This window comes from uncultured Campylobacter sp., from assembly GCF_938039245.1.
In the GTDB taxonomy this organism is placed as follows: Bacteria; Campylobacterota; Campylobacteria; order Campylobacterales; family Campylobacteraceae; genus Campylobacter_A.
The window spans coordinates 1-13648 of the sequence record NZ_CALHVN010000004.1 but is presented as its reverse complement, the minus strand read 5'-3'; the positions used below and the strand labels follow the sequence as shown (position 1 = coordinate 13648).

The window sequence follows — 13648 nt, the reverse complement described above, 5'->3', positions numbered from 1 at the left end:
TTTACGAGCATTTAAGAAAATATAAAAAGATAATTAGAAATTTATACTTTGTTTTTACATAAAAAATTGTTTAAATGACATTTTGTTCATAATGCGCAAAAATTAGTATTTTTCATTGTTTTAGAAGTGTAAATGAGATATAATTTTGGGATTTTTAAGAGGCTGTCCCACTTTAGTAACTAAGTGTTCCACTCTTAAAGGAAATTTTAAAGAAAGGGAAAGAACAAAAGCATCACTGCTAGTGCCTAAAATAGGGTGTTTTGGTGTCACGGGGGAGACTTGAACTCCCGACCTCCGGCTTATGAGACTTGCGGACTTTCTCATCTAAGCCCCTAAAAATCGGCTCTCGTCGTGGTTCCTTTTCTAACTGTGCCCTAAGTTGTGCCCCGAGCCCAAATTTAGCTCAAAAAATACGTTATTGACCGCCTGCGCTTTTTGTGCCGTAATCTCGGCTTTGTAATAGTGTTTGTCGCTCACTTCTTGCGAGTGCCCCGCAAGTTCTGAAACAAACTCCCTGCTTACGCCGAAATTCCTAAGCATAGAAACAAACGTGTGCCGCGTGGCGTAAAGCGTTTTGTATTCTACGCCTATACGATCTAAAAGTGGCTTAAAGTGCCTTTTTGCTATCGCCTTGCTCTCTTTATACGGCTCGCCGAGCTTTGACGGGAATAACCACTCGCTCCCGCTATCGTATTCTTTTAAAATTTGGACGAGATAGTCGGCTAGTATCACGAACCTATTGTGATTTTTTATGTTCCCGCCCGTCTTGATCTCGCCCTTGCTGATAGACCGTCTTATGCGGATTATCCGCTTTTCAAAATCAACGTCCTCCCATTTTAGCGCCATTAATTCACCCGTACGAAGCCCTGTCGTAAAGGCAATATGCAAAAAGACATTCAGCCAGCCCGTAGAGTGCTTTAGAATTTTAAGCATCTCATCTACCGTATAGGGCTCTTGCTTTTCGTTTTCTACGCGGAAGCTATCGACGAAATCAAGCGGGTTTTTGGGTATAATATCGTTTAGGGTAGCTTTAGCAAGCGCCATATTAAGGATATTTTTTACCCGCTTCACGGTGGTAGTAGAGTATGTCTTTAGTAGCCGCGCTTGCCATTCCTCGATGTCTATGGGCTTAATATCGCTTAAATCGTAGTTTTTGAAATACGGGATAATAAGCCGCTTGGCTTTTGAAATATAATCATCCTGCACCGATTTGCCGCGCTTGTGGCTAGATAGCTCTATCGTTTTTAGCAAAAAGCGCTCTAGGCTCGTATCTTGTACATCCTTTTTTTCATCAATCATCTGTAAAAGAACGCTCCAGTAATTCCGCGCGATCCAGCGTAAATTTTCGCTAGTCGCGCTTTTACCGGTAGAAAATCTGTACCTTATTTTGTTTATCGTGCCAAAAACGTAAATGACGTTATTGCGCACTTTAAACCCGCCGCTATTTTTCATTGTATCTCCTTAAAATTTTAAGGGCGGCAGTTTGAGACAGCATTATTTTACCATTCTCTACCCAAAATTCCGCCTGCGGCTCTAAATTTGACTTGACGTATGCCGTGATCGTTTGGCGGCTCTTGCCCGAAACGTCGCAAACGTAAGACAGCGGCACGCATTTTGGCAGGAGCAAGGAAACGGTATTTTTCATTTCAAGGATTAAATTTTTAAGCTCTAAAAACTCGCTCATTTTTACTCCTTTATTTGTTTTACCAAAACGACGATACGGTTTAGCCGGCCGTCGTCAAATTTTTCTATCTCGCGCGTTATCCACGCTATTTTGGCGCGGCGTTTCGCCTGCTCGTCCGTGATCTCGTTTTGGTGTTTGCAAAATTCGTCAAGCTCGGCTAGGGCGGCTTTTTCTTTTTCTCTATCTGGGCTACTCATTGTGCTTTCCTTTATTTACCTCCGCAACTGCACGCAACGGGCTTGCCGTCTGTGCCTAAAAATTGGGTTACTCCGCCTGCTTTATACCCCAAATAAAGTATAAATTTGAACCCCTCGATGCATGCCATTTCTATGTCGCGAGCTTCCTCTGTAAGCGCGCAAATTTCGGTTTTTGGCTTATCCGTCGCCTCGCAGCCCGCTAGCAAAAATGCAAATAAAATCAGTAGTTTTTTCATTTTTCCTCCTTTAAATACGCAACCGTCGCAATAACGGCAAGCTGAATAATATTCAGTAAGGCTAACGTGTGTATCACTCGCCAAAAAATAAACCCTTCGAATATATATATCAATGCAAGAAAAAAAACCAAGCTTATGCTTATTAGGCTGCAACTAAGAACAAACAAGCCGTATGGGGTAGGGCAATCCTTTAAGGACGGATACGCACGACACATTTTTGCTAAAAAGTTTTTCATTTTTCATCCTTTATCCTAAATCCTAGCCCGTAAAGCGGTGCAATTTCTACGCTCTCGCCTACAAATGCCTGTGCCTGCGCTCTCGTCATCCTCGTTTGGCTAATATGCCAGCCGTCGGACATTTTGAATTCCCAATACCATTCTAGGTCGTAGCCTTTAGGCTTTACGCGGTAATCGTAGCTTATCCAATCCCAGCCCGGCACGTTTATGTCTCCCCATTCGTCTTTGTCCGCGTCGCTTACCTCTATCGCCTCGCCTCTAACGTAGGCTTGCATTACTTCGATCATTTCTTCAGTAGTCATTTTCTTATCCTTTCTATCGTTTCTTTGATTTCTTTTATCTCGTCTATCCAAACCTTGTAAGGCTCTCGGTTCGCCCCGTGCGCCAAATCTATTTTTAGCTTTAGCGCGTCGAGCCGTTTTTCAAGCGCCGCCAATTCCTCTATGATGGCTCGCAAATCTTGCGTTATTTTATTCATTGTAAAAGCTCTGGATTTTCGTAGATATTGCCGACGACTTCGCATGCTTCATTGAGTCTCACCCTTCCGCCTTGTTTGTTTCTTATATCCGGCGGCAGGTATTGTCCAATATAATTATTCCATTCGTCTCTAAACCCGCCGTCTTTAAAAACTACTTGAAATAAATCCCTTTTCTTGTTAAAAGGGTTTGCGCGCAATTCAAGAATATCGCCCTCATAAATTTCTACGCCATATTTGTCTTTTAAGCCAGTATATTGCATAATCACTAGATCATCAATCCATTCATAGCTATTTCCTGTAAATTTACTCCAAATCGTCGCTTTTTCATCTACAAAATCAAGTTTTAAAACGGGATACATTACTTCAATATCTTTTCGCCACGCCCTAAATTTAATCTCTTTCATTATTTACCCTTTCAAATTTACAAAAGCAATATCCCAATAGCTATTGTTATCAAGCTGCCAAACAGCACAGCGGTGCCCATAAGGGCTACTAAAATATGTGTGAGATCTATATTCATTAATCGTCTCCTTTTGGTAGTCATGTTTTGCCTTTTACGGGTTGCCGATACGGCTTATTATGCCGCGTAGCCTGCGGTCTTTGCTCGTCATCGTCTTGGCGTCTAGTGCCGCCTGTGCGCTTTCTTTGACTTTTCGCAATATTTCCGCCGAATGCGCGGGCAAAACTACTTTCTTGCGCCTTAGCATTTTGATCTCCTCTTGCGCCGCCTTTAGCTTTGCCTCTAAATCGTTTACCATTTCTGCCGCCTCTAAACCGAATAGTCGGTCTTAAAAACTACCCATTTGCCGTCTTTGCGCTCGTGAGCGATATATCCGTAATAGCTGCCCTCGCACATCCCGCCTCTTTGCCATACCAAGCAATCGTCTTGACGCTTAAAAAGATACTCTTCGCCGAGCAAATCGTGACCCAATAAGTCGCAAGCATAAAACTCTTTGCCGTCTTTCTCAATCTTCTCAAATTTTGCTAACCCATAATAAATAGCTTCCTCTCTATCTATCATATCCGTCAAATCATTGATAGAGTATTCGCTCATACCGCAATGATTTTTAAGCAAATCGCTGAAATTCTTTCTCGTTCTTCGTCTGGTTTTTTCCGACATTCCAAAAAACATTATTTCCCTTTCCTCGCTACATCCTCGCTATTGTCTATCCAGTGGATGCTCGGCGCTCCTTTGTGCCCAGTATCAAAAATATACCACGCGTACACCATCATCCCTGTTTTGTATTTGCCGTCCGGGCGTATCTGAGCGGATAGCAGCGGATAGCGCGCGAATACGTAGATTTTTTCTAAAATTTCGCGCGAATAAATCTCGTCTAGCCGCTCTTTGCCGTGCAGATAATTAAGCGGCAGCAAAAAGGCAAACCTAGGCGCGACTTCGCAAGCTTTAAGGATAAATTCTTTGGCTAGGCTAAAAGGCGGATTTGTGATAATGGCATCAAATTTGCGCGTTTCGGTTAGAAAATCTTTGCCGTCTAGCAAATAATCATACGCCGTAATATCCTTGTAGCCAGCCTCTTTTAAAATCGCCGTTATCGCGCCCGCGCCACACGCAGGCTCTAGTATGCGACCGCTAAATTTCTCGACCTCTAAAAGACGCCGCGTGATGCTGTAGGGTGTCTGGTAGAAGTCGCTTTTTGATCGGCGCTTGTTCGTGTTGCCGCTGAAATTCTTGCCCATTTTTTTAGCCTTTAATAAGGCATCGCGTCGTCGTCCGCATAATAGCTCGCGTCCTCGCTGCTAGCCGTAGGCACGTATGCGCTAGTATTTGATTTAGGCGCGCTCCACGTGACTTCAAAAAGCAGCCCGTTGTCCTCTTTAGGTTCAAACAATGCGATATATACTCGTCCGCCCGCTACTAGGGGTGTTTCGATATGCCCTTTAAAATAATTAACCTTACCGTCTTTGCTGACGGCACTCCAGATCCCGCCGATAAATTGCCTGGAACCCTCCCAGCCTTTAGGTTTATATTGGGCTATTTTGTATATCGGGGCTTTTTGGTTCCCCGCTAATTCCTCTTGCGGCGTCACGATTAGCGAACACTCGACGGGGCGCATAAACGGGATATTTATCATCCCGCCTATAAATTTTTGCTCCGCGCCGTTTTGGTCTTTTACGGTTTTGTGTTTAAAATATCCTACGTTCATCTTATCTCCTTAGATTTTCCATTAAATTATCTATCGCGTTCGGATCGGCTAAATACGCCTTAGCTTCATCGGGCGACACTCTAGCCAAAAGCTTTTCGGCCTCGTCCTCGCTTGCGCCTCTTTTTATCAATTCGCTTTGCAAAGCGTCAAGCGGTAACACGTCTGCGTTTACGTCGATTTCTACTTCGACGGGCGCGGCCTCGATAAATTCGGCGTCGTCAGTTTGTGAATTTTTTGCACCAACTGAGCTGTTCGGTTTTTCCGAACTACTCAAAAGCTCGTTTAGGTTTTGTGCTGCAGGAGCTTCAAATTTAGGCTGTTCTTTGTAAGCCTCGTTTTCTGCATTTACCGCGCTCATTAGCATAAAATCATCGGTTGGCAGCTTTGAGGCGACATATTTAATGGCCTTTGCTTTAAACATCTCCTCGCTCCAGTTTGTCCACGCCGAAAATTTGCCCTTTTTCACGGCTTGGTTGGTATTCTTTAGCTGATTTAGCTTTTTTGCGCTGATAAAGTCTCTAGTTACGCCGTTTTTATCTCTAGCCCATACCATCGCACCGAGTAAATTCTCGTTTATCCACGCGGTGTCGGTTTCGTTGCGATCTTTTAGATTGGCTTCAAATATGAATTTCTTGCCGTTTTCATCGACGGTGTATTCAAATTTATCGCACTCGTATACTAGCTCGGCGTCTATGTCATATCCCGCGCGCTTTGCTAAAATTCGCCAGCCGATGTAGCCTATTTGCAGTTGAGCTTTTTTGACGCCTTGCTCCACGAACGGCACGATGTAGGCCTGCTTTTGTTCTTTTACGATAGATAGGCCTACCTGTGCGATTTTTAGCGCGACGCTAAAAACCGATACAGGCTCGCACTCTAAAATGCTTTTATCCATTCCAAGCAGGGTTAAATCGGTTACGAATTTATCCGCCTTGACTTTACTGCCGCCGCTAAGGGCTATGATCTCGCTCATCTTTTGCTCGGCAAATTTCGCCATCAAGCTATTAAAATTCTTTGCCGGGCTTTGTGGTTTAGTTTGTTGTAGTTGGTTCATTTATCTATCCTTTCAATTTTCACTTCGCTATTTTCAAAGGGCACACCACTCTTGCCGTACCCATCCATTATTCTGCCCGTGGGCGAAAACTCTTTGCCGTCATAAAATATTTCCATTAAATACGCCCCGTTAAAATCCAAACTAAAATAGCCGTCATTCACAGGCTCAACGCCTGTTTCTATCTCAATGCCTCTAAAACTTGCTTTTACTTTCATTTTTTTATCCTTTCAATTTTACGCCGCATTTATGTAGTTTTCTTTGCGGTATTCGTAGCTGTGTGCCTTATATCTAGCGAGGTCGGATATTATTAAATTCATATCTTCCTCGCCTAGTTCTTTTTCGGCGGCAATGTAGTCCATATACCGCGTCAAAAGCTCTTGGTATTTGCTGCGCCCCTTTTCTAGCAACTCCTCGCTCACACTTACCATAAACGGGGTATGTGGCGCAGATTTAGGCACGCAAAGCCAACCCATAAGTTCTAAATCTGTTTTATACCCGCACAAATTTAAAACGTCATTGTAGTAAGCTAACGATAGATCGTAGTTATACGGCTCGATGATTTTTTCAAATTCCTCTTGGTTATTGGCTTTCGTGCTTTTGAGGTCGTAAAGCATCCCAAATTTAGGGGCATAAATATCCGGTCGCGCTTGCATAAGCAAATCCGCGTCTTTGTGATAGTGGAAAAAGCTCACTTCTTTTTCGGTGTATTCTAGAAATGACATGATTTTATTAACAGCGTTTGCGATGTTCCGGTAGTGTTCTATCATACCTTTAGCCACTATAATTTTATCGGGGTTGGCCTCTCGTAACGCCTCCGCCTTTTTAGTATCAAGCCCCGCCGTCGGGCTTTCGATGTAGGTTTTTTCGATATTTTCGGGCGTCAAAATGCAGTCGTGGCAAAGCGTACCCTCATCAAAGCACGGTTTCCACGTATCAAACAGATGTCTAAATTTAAAGGCTCGCACGCTTTTTCTTATCAAGTCGAAACGGGTCGAGCTTAGTCCGCCCGCTTCGTGATAGTCTTTGTTTGATAACCCCTTTATCATTGTGTTTAGGGGGTATTTGAGGTTCATCTTTGCCCCCTAAATGATTTTACAAAGGCGACAAAATCGCCGACCGTTAAATGCTTGTCCGTTTCGTTGTCCCTCTTAAACAAAGAGGCATAAAATTTAAATGTTTGCATACTCATTAGCTATCCTTTAAAATTTCAGATTATCGTCGATCTGCCAATTTATTTCATCGGCGAGGTCGTCAAAGCTTATCAGCTCCTCGTATTCGTCCGCTAGTTTGCTAAGATGATCTCTCGCCGTGGCGATGATGTCCGCCACCTGATCGCAAAATTCGTTAAATTTGACATCTCTTGCCACTTGCGCCGCGTCTTGTCTAGCGCAGTAATAATCGTATGGATCACTCATTTTTTATCCTTTAGAGTTGGCTTTTTTCGCAACGCCCACCACTCCGAGCCGTCATACTCGTCGCGTGCTATCCAGTCGGGAGAGTTTTTAAACGTTACCCAGCCGTCCCACTCTTGCAGGCCAAACCCGCCGTCGTAAGATAGCCATTCGGTCGGTATCTCACTCCAATTTATCTCTCCTGCGCCGTAAAACTCGACTTTTTTATCTTCGTCGTATTCGTTTAGGCGGTGGAAATAGTATTCGTCTATCTCGCGCCCTGCAATTATTTCAATCGTCTCGTCCTTAAAATTCGCTGCCATTTCTTATCCTTTCAAATTTAAAAATCTTATATTTTTTATCAATCTTTTCGAGTTGTTTCCTTTTTGGAAATAACTCAATAGCCGCCTAAATAGCCGCACGGCCAATCCTTTCTCGGGCTAGAAATGGCTAGCCCGCCATTAAAGTTTAAGCCCATAATTTTTGGGCTATTTCTAATTTTTGCGTTAGCTCTTTAACTGCTTTTGTTGCATAAGTTAGGCTATAACTATGCTCGCGTCTTATCGTGCCGTCTTTTAGTCCCTTTTGGCGCGCTTTGGCTTTTTCTAGCTGTGCCGCGAAATATTCTAGGCTTTCGGGCATTGATAGGTTAATCTCCTCAGCTTTAGCTTCCCAATACTCGGCCTTACGCGCTCTTTCGTCGGCGATTTCTTGCTCTTTTACGCTATTGCCCATCCTATTCCAGTTGCGCTCAATTAGCGCTCTGTGCCTATGCTCGCTGTGATGTCCGACCTTTATCGGTTCGGCAAGCCTTAAAAACTCCGCCCCTTCTTGGCTTTTTTGATACCACTCAAAGCTCTTTTTCGCGTGCGCCGCTTGCGAATTTCTGTATTTTTCGGCTTTTCTTGCCGCATAGTTTTCCTCTAGCCTCACGACCGAGTAATAAAATTTGTCGCTTTTTTCTGCTACTAGGTTATAGACTTCGCACTCTACTTCTTTACCGTATTGTGTTTCAAGAGTAATAACCTCGCCTTTGTCGTGCTTTTCGTCGCATTCTGCTACCCATACGTTAGGGCAGTATTTTTTAAATTTGTTCATTGCTTATCCTTTTTTCAAAATATCCTAAAACAAGCCCCGCGAGTTGTGTTAAACCAAATTTTTACCTTTAGGAGATTAATGCGTGAGTGTGCGGGACTTGCGTTAAGATACGAATTGAAGTTTTGCGTGGATTTTTCAAGCTCTGATATACACGCGCGATCAGGGCTGATCTGGCTAGGGCAATATCGCTTCCCTAGTGCGCTAACCCGTAGCTTTAGGTTACGTAACCTCGGCGTGGGTCGCCTTGTCCGTTTGGATAAGTGAAGTGTATAATAATTCCACTTAAACACAACTTAAAAAAGTGGATATATAATGCACTTTTAAAAAATATTTTTATGATATAATTTCTAAAAAGAGGTAGAACATGGTATGGGTGTATAGATTGTTTGTCGTAGTGATGTTAGTTTTGCTTTATCTAAAAGCAGATAAGATTATAGAAATTAATAGAAATATTGATGATAATGTTGCAAATTCCGCAAACTACACAGAAAAAACGATAAAGGCGATTGCCGAAAAGCTAAATGTAGAGAGGTAATACTAGCGCTTTCTCCACTCCCACGGCGGGATAGGCTCTTTATCTCGCCAAAGCCCGAGCTTTTGAGACTTTGCCTTGCTCTCTTGCGGGGTGTATTTCTTTGAAAAATTGCGATACGCCCACGCGTAGCCGTTTTCTACCATTTGGGCGTTTATGTCGGTGTTGTTTAAATAGATCGTGCCGATCGTGCGCTTGTATCTATCTTTGCCGTTTTCATCGACCTCTACGACTTCGCCCGCTATCAAATTTGCTAAAAACTGCTTTGACTTTTTGCCGTAGGGTTGTTTCAATTCGGGCGCGTCAATGCCGAATAATCTAACCTTGACCTGTTGTTTGCCTTGAAGTATTGTGATCGTATCGCCGTCGTGAATAGAGACGACTTTGCCCGAGAGGGCAAAGAGATATAACGGTAATAATATAGCAAAAGAAACTACTTTATTCTTCAAACTCTACTTTCCCAAAAGATTCGACTATTGTTCTTGGACTACAAAAAAACAACTCTGTGGACATAGTTTTGATGTTGGCCGAATATTGAAGCATATATTTTTTAGGGTTGTTTTTTTTATATATCTCCAATATTTCAGGGGCATGATCGTATGTTAATATCCAAAAATACTCATCCATATTTTTTATGGCCAAGCCCAAATTTTCGTGATCTTGGTGGGTAAAAAAATTAGTATATAAGTTTTTACCTTGTTTATAATACGGTGGGTCAAAGAATATAAATAAGTTATTTTTATCGGTATAGTTTTTCAGATAAGTATTTATAAGTTCGCTACAATCAAGATTAAATAATTCTATTTTATCTTTGAGGGCGGCTATACGATTTATTTTTTCTAAAATCTTTTCTTTATTAAATCTATCGCCGATCTTATATTTGCCCTTTTGGTCTTTTCCCCCTATAACTCCGCCCCTTATGATGCCCGACACGCTTGTTCTATTTAAAAACAGCGTAGCAAGCGCAAGGTCTAGGTTATACTCCCTTTTTTTTGATAGTTCATCATAAATTTGTCGCTGGTTATTTCTGTCTTGTATTGTTATTTTGGTAGAAACTATTTTTTGGACAAGCCTTTCAGTATCATCTAATACGGCTTTCCAAAAAGAATAAATGCCTATATCATAGTCGTTTAAGATGATTTTATCTACTTTATTTTTTAGCAATAAATCTATGGCCACGCCCGCGCCGCCGCAAAAAGGTTCACAATAAATAGGTTTTTCTATACCGTTTAGCTTTATGGTATTATCCACGAAGTCGGCTAGTTTGCTTTTTCCGCCCGGATAGCGGAGGGGAGACAGCGTTGTCGGCATTTTTACCTCGGTTATTGTATTTTATCTATGCCTATTTTTCTGGCTATTTTATTATATTCGCACTTAAAATTCTTAATAAAGTCATTAATAATATCTTTATTATCGTCAATCCAATAACAAAGCACGGTATCCATTATATATTTATTCTTGTAAAACCATTCTTTTTGTTTTGTTAACTTGTTTATTTGTTCATCAATTAAATTTCTTTTATAAATTCCTTCTTCTTCTAATGCTTGATCAAAATACATTTCATGATTTTCTGGCGAAGCGTTGACGTATTCCCATAGCATAGTTTCGATAGGTTTATCGCCGGGTAGAGCAAAAATACATCTACCGTCGCGCTCTACCGGATTTTTCAATGCCCAATAACCATTGCCTTTTTTTAAGTTATTTTCTACGTCTTGCCTGCTTTGTTGGCTTGAAATATCAGGGTCTAAAACCACGATAATATTATTAAAAATTTTACTACCGCTAACTAGCTTTGCTATCTCTCCGCAACCAAAGGTGCAGTCTATAAAATTTAGCTTTATGCCCGGGATAGACTGATCGATAATCTTTTCTAAAAACCATCTTCCGACATCATCTTCCGTAAGTATATCTATTTTTGGGTTCTCTTTTGTTTCGCCGGTTAACATTAGCAAATCGCGACGAATTCTTTCTATCGTTGGGTTTTTTAAAATTTCAACATCGCCCCTTCCGCTTGTAAGATACTGAACGACCAGAGATTTATTGTGTGTATTTAGGGTGTGCGCTTTTGTTATATACTCTAAAAGACTTAAGCTATGGGTAGTGAAGACTATTTGTAGGTTTAACTCTTGAGATTTTTTATATAAAAACCCAAAGAGCTTATTTTGGGCAGCTGGGTGTAATGCAGCATCTATCTCGTCTATAAGTAAGATCCCGCCGTCATACCAGTAATTTTCTTTTTTTGCTAGAGTATTTTTTAGATTCTGAAACGAAAATACTGTCATTAAAATTTGTCCCAAATTATCCTGCCCGGACGAATTAGATAATACTCCGTATTTATCCGTTTTTATTCCAACACCCTTTTTTTTCTTGGCATCAGACGGACTTATAAAGCTTGAGTCTATGTTGTCGGCAATATTGGCATTTAAAATATGAGAGTATGCCCTAAACATTTCTTCTTTAATTGTAGTATCAATTCTTAATCCGCTTATATCTACATTTTCGGATTCTCCGATAGGGTATAGTCTTGAAAGGCCCAAATAATAAGTTGGCCACTCTATTTTACTTTCAGTTTGTCTTTCTTCTGTTTTTTTGGGTAGCAACCTATACCTAGTTCCATCCTGCTGGACGGCAGCTCTAAAATTAAGTATTTTTGGAAGTCTAAAGCCTGATGTATCCGTCGTATTGTCTGGCGTTCTAAAAAATATACTACATTTTTCTCCTGTAGTATCATATTCTTTATCATATTTTATAATTGAACTATATTCACCCGAAAATTGATCTCCATTTAGCAAAATTCCATCTCGTTTTTTAAGTTCGCCACAATTGCTAAGCATAGCCAAAATGGTAGATTTGCCTATTCCGTTATGTCCGGATATGCAAGTTATATGTTCGCCAAGTTCGATTTCGTATATCTTAGAGCTACCATCCGGGTTTTTACCGGAAAAAGCTCTAAAATCATGTATTGTTATTTTCTTTATAAAAATGCGCATATCTTTTTCATTTTCATTCACTATCTATCCTTTCTAAAACCTCTTTGAATTTATGGAGTAGCTACCGACGACGCGGCCTAAAATCCTAGCCCTCTAAGCCTCGCCTTGCGTCCATTCTCTAATGAACGATTAAATTTTATAACCTTAACTATTCGTAATTTTTCTCTAGTTTCCGGGGTATCGTCAAATTCTTTAGTCGGGAATTTATCGTTTATCGGGATGAAGCAAAATTTATTTTTTAACGGTATCACGGCATAAACTTTAACAGCCCCTTCGCCGTCGATACTGTAATGAACTATGTCGCCGTCCATAACGGTTGCTTTGGGATCACATAAAAGCTCGTCGCCCTCCTCAATATCAGGCTCCATACTACTACCGTTTGCGATAACCGAGTACATCTCCTCGTTCCACTCGTCGGCGGGGCAATAGGTGTATGTATCAACGTCTTGGTAGGCGTTTAGCTCTGGTACTCCGCAGCTGGCAGAGCCAACGATGGGCACGCGCCTAAGGGGGGTTTGTTTAAGGGTGCTTGTCGAATACCCGATCATTATTTCGTCAAAGCTCTTTTTGAGATATTCGGCTATTAACTTAATCCTTGGAAGCTCAGGCGCAGAGCGCCTTTTTTCATCGTTTCTAAACCACGTTTTTACTGTGTCTAATACAGTTACCATTCCCTTGTCAGTTAAAAAATCTGCCAAATCCTGATAAGTCGCTCCGCGTTCTTTTAGTGCTTGCTTTACTAACAAATAATTAAAAACGTCAGCCATTTTTATCTCCTAATAGTGGATTAATACTCCACTATTATATAACAATTATTAAAGAATATTAGCGTAGATAAAATCCACTATTTAAAATTATTTTAAGTGGAATTATTATACACTAACACTATGAAATTGACAAAAATACAAAAAGAAATATACACGGCGATAAAACTTGTTTTGCTTAGATTTTACATGTTTGACACTGTGAAGCAAATTTTGAGACTAAATCCTAGAATGAAGCCTAATTACGAGGCTATGACGGCTTGTTTTTACGAGGTAGGCGTCCCTTATGAGGCGTGGAAAAACATCCGCCTTTGGCTATCCGAGCAAGAAGCCAAACAACTCAAAAAGGCTAAAAAATGACCCTCGCCACTCTCTTTTCAGGCATTGGCGCGCCCGAGTTTGCCGCTCGCGAAGTATTTGACGAAGTAGAGACGGTATTTGCCTGCGAGATAGACAAATTTGCGCGCCAAAGCTACCTGGCCAATCACGAAGTCCCGGCAGTTTTTTACGAGGACGTTTGCGATCTTGACGCTAGAGCTTACGCCGGGCAAATAGATATTTTGGTAGGCGGCAGCCCTTGTCAAGACTTTTCAATAGCAGGGCAACGCGCAGGCGAGGACGGCGAGAGAGGCAACTTGATATGGCAATTTTACCGTATCGTTAGCGAAGCTCGCCCCAGCGTTTTCATCTACGAAAACGTCAAAGGTTTTTTGTCAATCGACGGCGGCAAAAGCTATCAAAGATTTACGGACGCTTTGCGCGGGCTAGGCTATCACTGCCACGCCCAAATTCTCAACACGAAAGACTACGGCATACCTCAAAATAG

The 13648-nt window shown here is 41.5% G+C and carries 23 protein-coding genes; 2 read left to right on the top strand and 21 right to left on the bottom strand.

The features are described from left to right. Positions 1–363: 363 nt before the first annotated feature. The 21 genes from Q0218_RS01240 to Q0218_RS01140 form a co-directional block, all read right to left on the bottom strand. The gene (locus Q0218_RS01240; protein WP_297965524.1) at positions 364–1452 is read right to left on the bottom strand and encodes a site-specific integrase; all 1089 of its coding nucleotides are present in this window, start codon (positions 1450–1452) and stop codon (positions 364–366) included. After that, entirely contained in the window at positions 1442–1684 is a 243-nt protein-coding gene (locus Q0218_RS01235; protein ID WP_297965522.1) for a hypothetical protein, read from the bottom strand. Before Q0218_RS01235 ends, Q0218_RS01240 begins: the two co-directional genes overlap by 11 nt. Positions 1685–1686: 2 nt before the next feature. Next, complete coding sequence (locus Q0218_RS01230) at positions 1687–1881, bottom strand: hypothetical protein (protein ID WP_297965520.1); 195 nt, start codon at positions 1879–1881, stop codon at positions 1687–1689. A gap of 11 nt (positions 1882–1892) precedes the next feature. After that, entirely contained in the window at positions 1893–2117 is a 225-nt protein-coding gene (locus Q0218_RS01225; protein WP_297965518.1) for a hypothetical protein, read from the bottom strand. Between the two features lie 232 nt (positions 2118–2349). Further along, positions 2350–2655 carry a hypothetical protein gene (locus Q0218_RS01220; RefSeq protein WP_297965516.1) on the bottom strand — a complete coding sequence of 102 codons (306 nt, stop codon included), beginning with the start codon at positions 2653–2655 and terminating at the stop codon, positions 2350–2352. Next, positions 2652–2831 (bottom strand): hypothetical protein, encoded by a 180-nt coding sequence (locus Q0218_RS01215; protein WP_297965515.1) that lies wholly within the window; start codon positions 2829–2831, stop codon positions 2652–2654. The genes Q0218_RS01220 and Q0218_RS01215 overlap by 4 nt, the downstream gene beginning before the upstream one ends. Beyond that, positions 2828–3235, bottom strand: coding sequence for a YopX family protein (locus tag Q0218_RS01210; RefSeq protein ID WP_297965513.1), 408 nt, complete (start codon positions 3233–3235; stop codon positions 2828–2830). Before Q0218_RS01210 ends, Q0218_RS01215 begins: the two co-directional genes overlap by 4 nt. A gap of 150 nt (positions 3236–3385) precedes the next feature. Then, positions 3386–3589 (bottom strand): hypothetical protein, encoded by a 204-nt coding sequence (locus Q0218_RS01205; protein ID WP_297965511.1) that lies wholly within the window; start codon positions 3587–3589, stop codon positions 3386–3388. An 11-nt stretch (positions 3590–3600) separates the two neighbouring features. Then, on the bottom strand, positions 3601–3963 hold the full coding sequence (locus Q0218_RS01200) for a hypothetical protein (RefSeq protein ID WP_297965510.1): 363 nt from the start codon (positions 3961–3963) through the stop codon (positions 3601–3603). Further along, positions 3963–4529: a class I SAM-dependent methyltransferase gene (locus Q0218_RS01195; protein ID WP_297965508.1), complete on the bottom strand. Its 567-nt coding sequence runs from the start codon at positions 4527–4529 to the stop codon at positions 3963–3965. Before Q0218_RS01195 ends, Q0218_RS01200 begins: the two co-directional genes overlap by 1 nt. An 11-nt stretch (positions 4530–4540) precedes the next feature. Next, positions 4541–4996, bottom strand: a complete 456-nt coding sequence (locus tag Q0218_RS01190) for a hypothetical protein (RefSeq protein ID WP_297965507.1) — start codon at positions 4994–4996, stop codon at positions 4541–4543. A gap of 1 nt (position 4997) precedes the next feature. Beyond that, a complete protein-coding gene (locus tag Q0218_RS01185; protein ID WP_297965505.1) occupies positions 4998–6047 on the bottom strand; it encodes a RecT family recombinase in 1050 nt (349 codons plus the stop codon). Then, complete coding sequence (locus Q0218_RS01180) at positions 6044–6262, bottom strand: hypothetical protein (RefSeq protein ID WP_297965503.1); 219 nt, start codon at positions 6260–6262, stop codon at positions 6044–6046. The genes Q0218_RS01185 and Q0218_RS01180 overlap by 4 nt, the downstream gene beginning before the upstream one ends. 18 nt (positions 6263–6280) lie before the next feature. After that, positions 6281–7120 carry a PD-(D/E)XK nuclease-like domain-containing protein gene (locus Q0218_RS01175; RefSeq protein WP_297965501.1) on the bottom strand — a complete coding sequence of 280 codons (840 nt, stop codon included), beginning with the start codon at positions 7118–7120 and terminating at the stop codon, positions 6281–6283. 126 nt (positions 7121–7246) lie between these two features. Beyond that, complete coding sequence (locus Q0218_RS01170; RefSeq protein WP_297965500.1) at positions 7247–7462, bottom strand: hypothetical protein; 216 nt, start codon at positions 7460–7462, stop codon at positions 7247–7249. After that, a complete protein-coding gene (locus Q0218_RS01165) occupies positions 7459–7761 on the bottom strand; it encodes a hypothetical protein (RefSeq protein ID WP_297965498.1) in 303 nt (100 codons plus the stop codon). The genes Q0218_RS01170 and Q0218_RS01165 overlap by 4 nt, the downstream gene beginning before the upstream one ends. Before the next feature lie 145 nt (positions 7762–7906). Further along, positions 7907–8536 carry a DUF3560 domain-containing protein gene (locus Q0218_RS01160; RefSeq protein WP_297965497.1) on the bottom strand — a complete coding sequence of 210 codons (630 nt, stop codon included), beginning with the start codon at positions 8534–8536 and terminating at the stop codon, positions 7907–7909. Positions 8537–9073: 537 nt separating this feature from the next. Then, positions 9074–9517 (bottom strand): thermonuclease family protein, encoded by a 444-nt coding sequence (locus Q0218_RS01155; protein ID WP_297965495.1) that lies wholly within the window; start codon positions 9515–9517, stop codon positions 9074–9076. Further along, on the bottom strand, positions 9507–10379 hold the full coding sequence (locus tag Q0218_RS01150; RefSeq protein WP_297965493.1) for a DNA adenine methylase: 873 nt from the start codon (positions 10377–10379) through the stop codon (positions 9507–9509). Before Q0218_RS01150 ends, Q0218_RS01155 begins: the two co-directional genes overlap by 11 nt. Positions 10380–10390: 11 nt before the next feature. Further along, complete coding sequence (locus tag Q0218_RS01145; RefSeq protein WP_297965491.1) at positions 10391–12079, bottom strand: AAA family ATPase; 1689 nt, start codon at positions 12077–12079, stop codon at positions 10391–10393. Positions 12080–12135: 56 nt separating this feature from the next. Further along, the gene (locus Q0218_RS01140; protein ID WP_297965489.1) at positions 12136–12825 is read right to left on the bottom strand and encodes a S24 family peptidase; all 690 of its coding nucleotides are present in this window, start codon (positions 12823–12825) and stop codon (positions 12136–12138) included. A 171-nt stretch (positions 12826–12996) separates the two neighbouring features. Between Q0218_RS01140 and Q0218_RS01135 the strand changes: the two genes are divergently transcribed. Beyond that, entirely contained in the window at positions 12997–13182 is a 186-nt protein-coding gene (locus Q0218_RS01135; RefSeq protein WP_297965487.1) for a hypothetical protein, read from the top strand. Further along, the coding region (gene dcm, locus Q0218_RS01130) for a DNA (cytosine-5-)-methyltransferase (protein ID WP_297965485.1) at positions 13179–13648 on the top strand (470 nt) is incomplete at its 3' end. The genes Q0218_RS01135 and dcm, both read left to right, overlap by 4 nt.

Bases quoted from the DNA above. Each gene is read 5' to 3' on its own strand.
- Q0218_RS01210 (WP_297965513.1), bottom strand. From the start codon at position 3,235: ATGAAAGAGATTAAATTTAGGGCGTGGCGAAAAGATATTGAAGTAATG.
- Q0218_RS01230 (WP_297965520.1), bottom strand. From the start codon at position 1,881: ATGAGTAGCCCAGATAGAGAAAAAGAAAAAGCCGCCCTAGCCGAGCTT.
- Q0218_RS01235 (WP_297965522.1), bottom strand. From the start codon at position 1,684: ATGAGCGAGTTTTTAGAGCTTAAAAATTTAATCCTTGAAATGAAAAAT.
- Q0218_RS01240 (WP_297965524.1), bottom strand. From the start codon at position 1,452: ATGAAAAATAGCGGCGGGTTTAAAGTGCGCAATAACGTCATTTACGTT.
- Q0218_RS01205 (WP_297965511.1), bottom strand. From the start codon at position 3,589: ATGGTAAACGATTTAGAGGCAAAGCTAAAGGCGGCGCAAGAGGAGATC.
- Q0218_RS01170 (WP_297965500.1), bottom strand. From the start codon at position 7,462: ATGAGTGATCCATACGATTATTACTGCGCTAGACAAGACGCGGCGCAA.
- Q0218_RS01200 (WP_297965510.1), bottom strand. From the start codon at position 3,963: ATGTTTTTTGGAATGTCGGAAAAAACCAGACGAAGAACGAGAAAGAAT.
- Q0218_RS01175 (WP_297965501.1), bottom strand. From the start codon at position 7,120: ATGAACCTCAAATACCCCCTAAACACAATGATAAAGGGGTTATCAAAC.
- Q0218_RS01165 (WP_297965498.1), bottom strand. From the start codon at position 7,761: ATGGCAGCGAATTTTAAGGACGAGACGATTGAAATAATTGCAGGGCGC.
- Q0218_RS01150 (WP_297965493.1), bottom strand. From the start codon at position 10,379: ATGCCGACAACGCTGTCTCCCCTCCGCTATCCGGGCGGAAAAAGCAAA.
- Q0218_RS01185 (WP_297965505.1), bottom strand. From the start codon at position 6,047: ATGAACCAACTACAACAAACTAAACCACAAAGCCCGGCAAAGAATTTT.
- Q0218_RS01220 (WP_297965516.1), bottom strand. From the start codon at position 2,655: ATGACTACTGAAGAAATGATCGAAGTAATGCAAGCCTACGTTAGAGGC.
- Q0218_RS01140 (WP_297965489.1), bottom strand. From the start codon at position 12,825: ATGGCTGACGTTTTTAATTATTTGTTAGTAAAGCAAGCACTAAAAGAA.
- Q0218_RS01225 (WP_297965518.1), bottom strand. From the start codon at position 2,117: ATGAAAAAACTACTGATTTTATTTGCATTTTTGCTAGCGGGCTGCGAG.
- Q0218_RS01160 (WP_297965497.1), bottom strand. From the start codon at position 8,536: ATGAACAAATTTAAAAAATACTGCCCTAACGTATGGGTAGCAGAATGC.
- Q0218_RS01190 (WP_297965507.1), bottom strand. From the start codon at position 4,996: ATGAACGTAGGATATTTTAAACACAAAACCGTAAAAGACCAAAACGGC.
- Q0218_RS01215 (WP_297965515.1), bottom strand. From the start codon at position 2,831: ATGAATAAAATAACGCAAGATTTGCGAGCCATCATAGAGGAATTGGCG.
- Q0218_RS01180 (WP_297965503.1), bottom strand. From the start codon at position 6,262: ATGAAAGTAAAAGCAAGTTTTAGAGGCATTGAGATAGAAACAGGCGTT.
- Q0218_RS01195 (WP_297965508.1), bottom strand. From the start codon at position 4,529: ATGGGCAAGAATTTCAGCGGCAACACGAACAAGCGCCGATCAAAAAGC.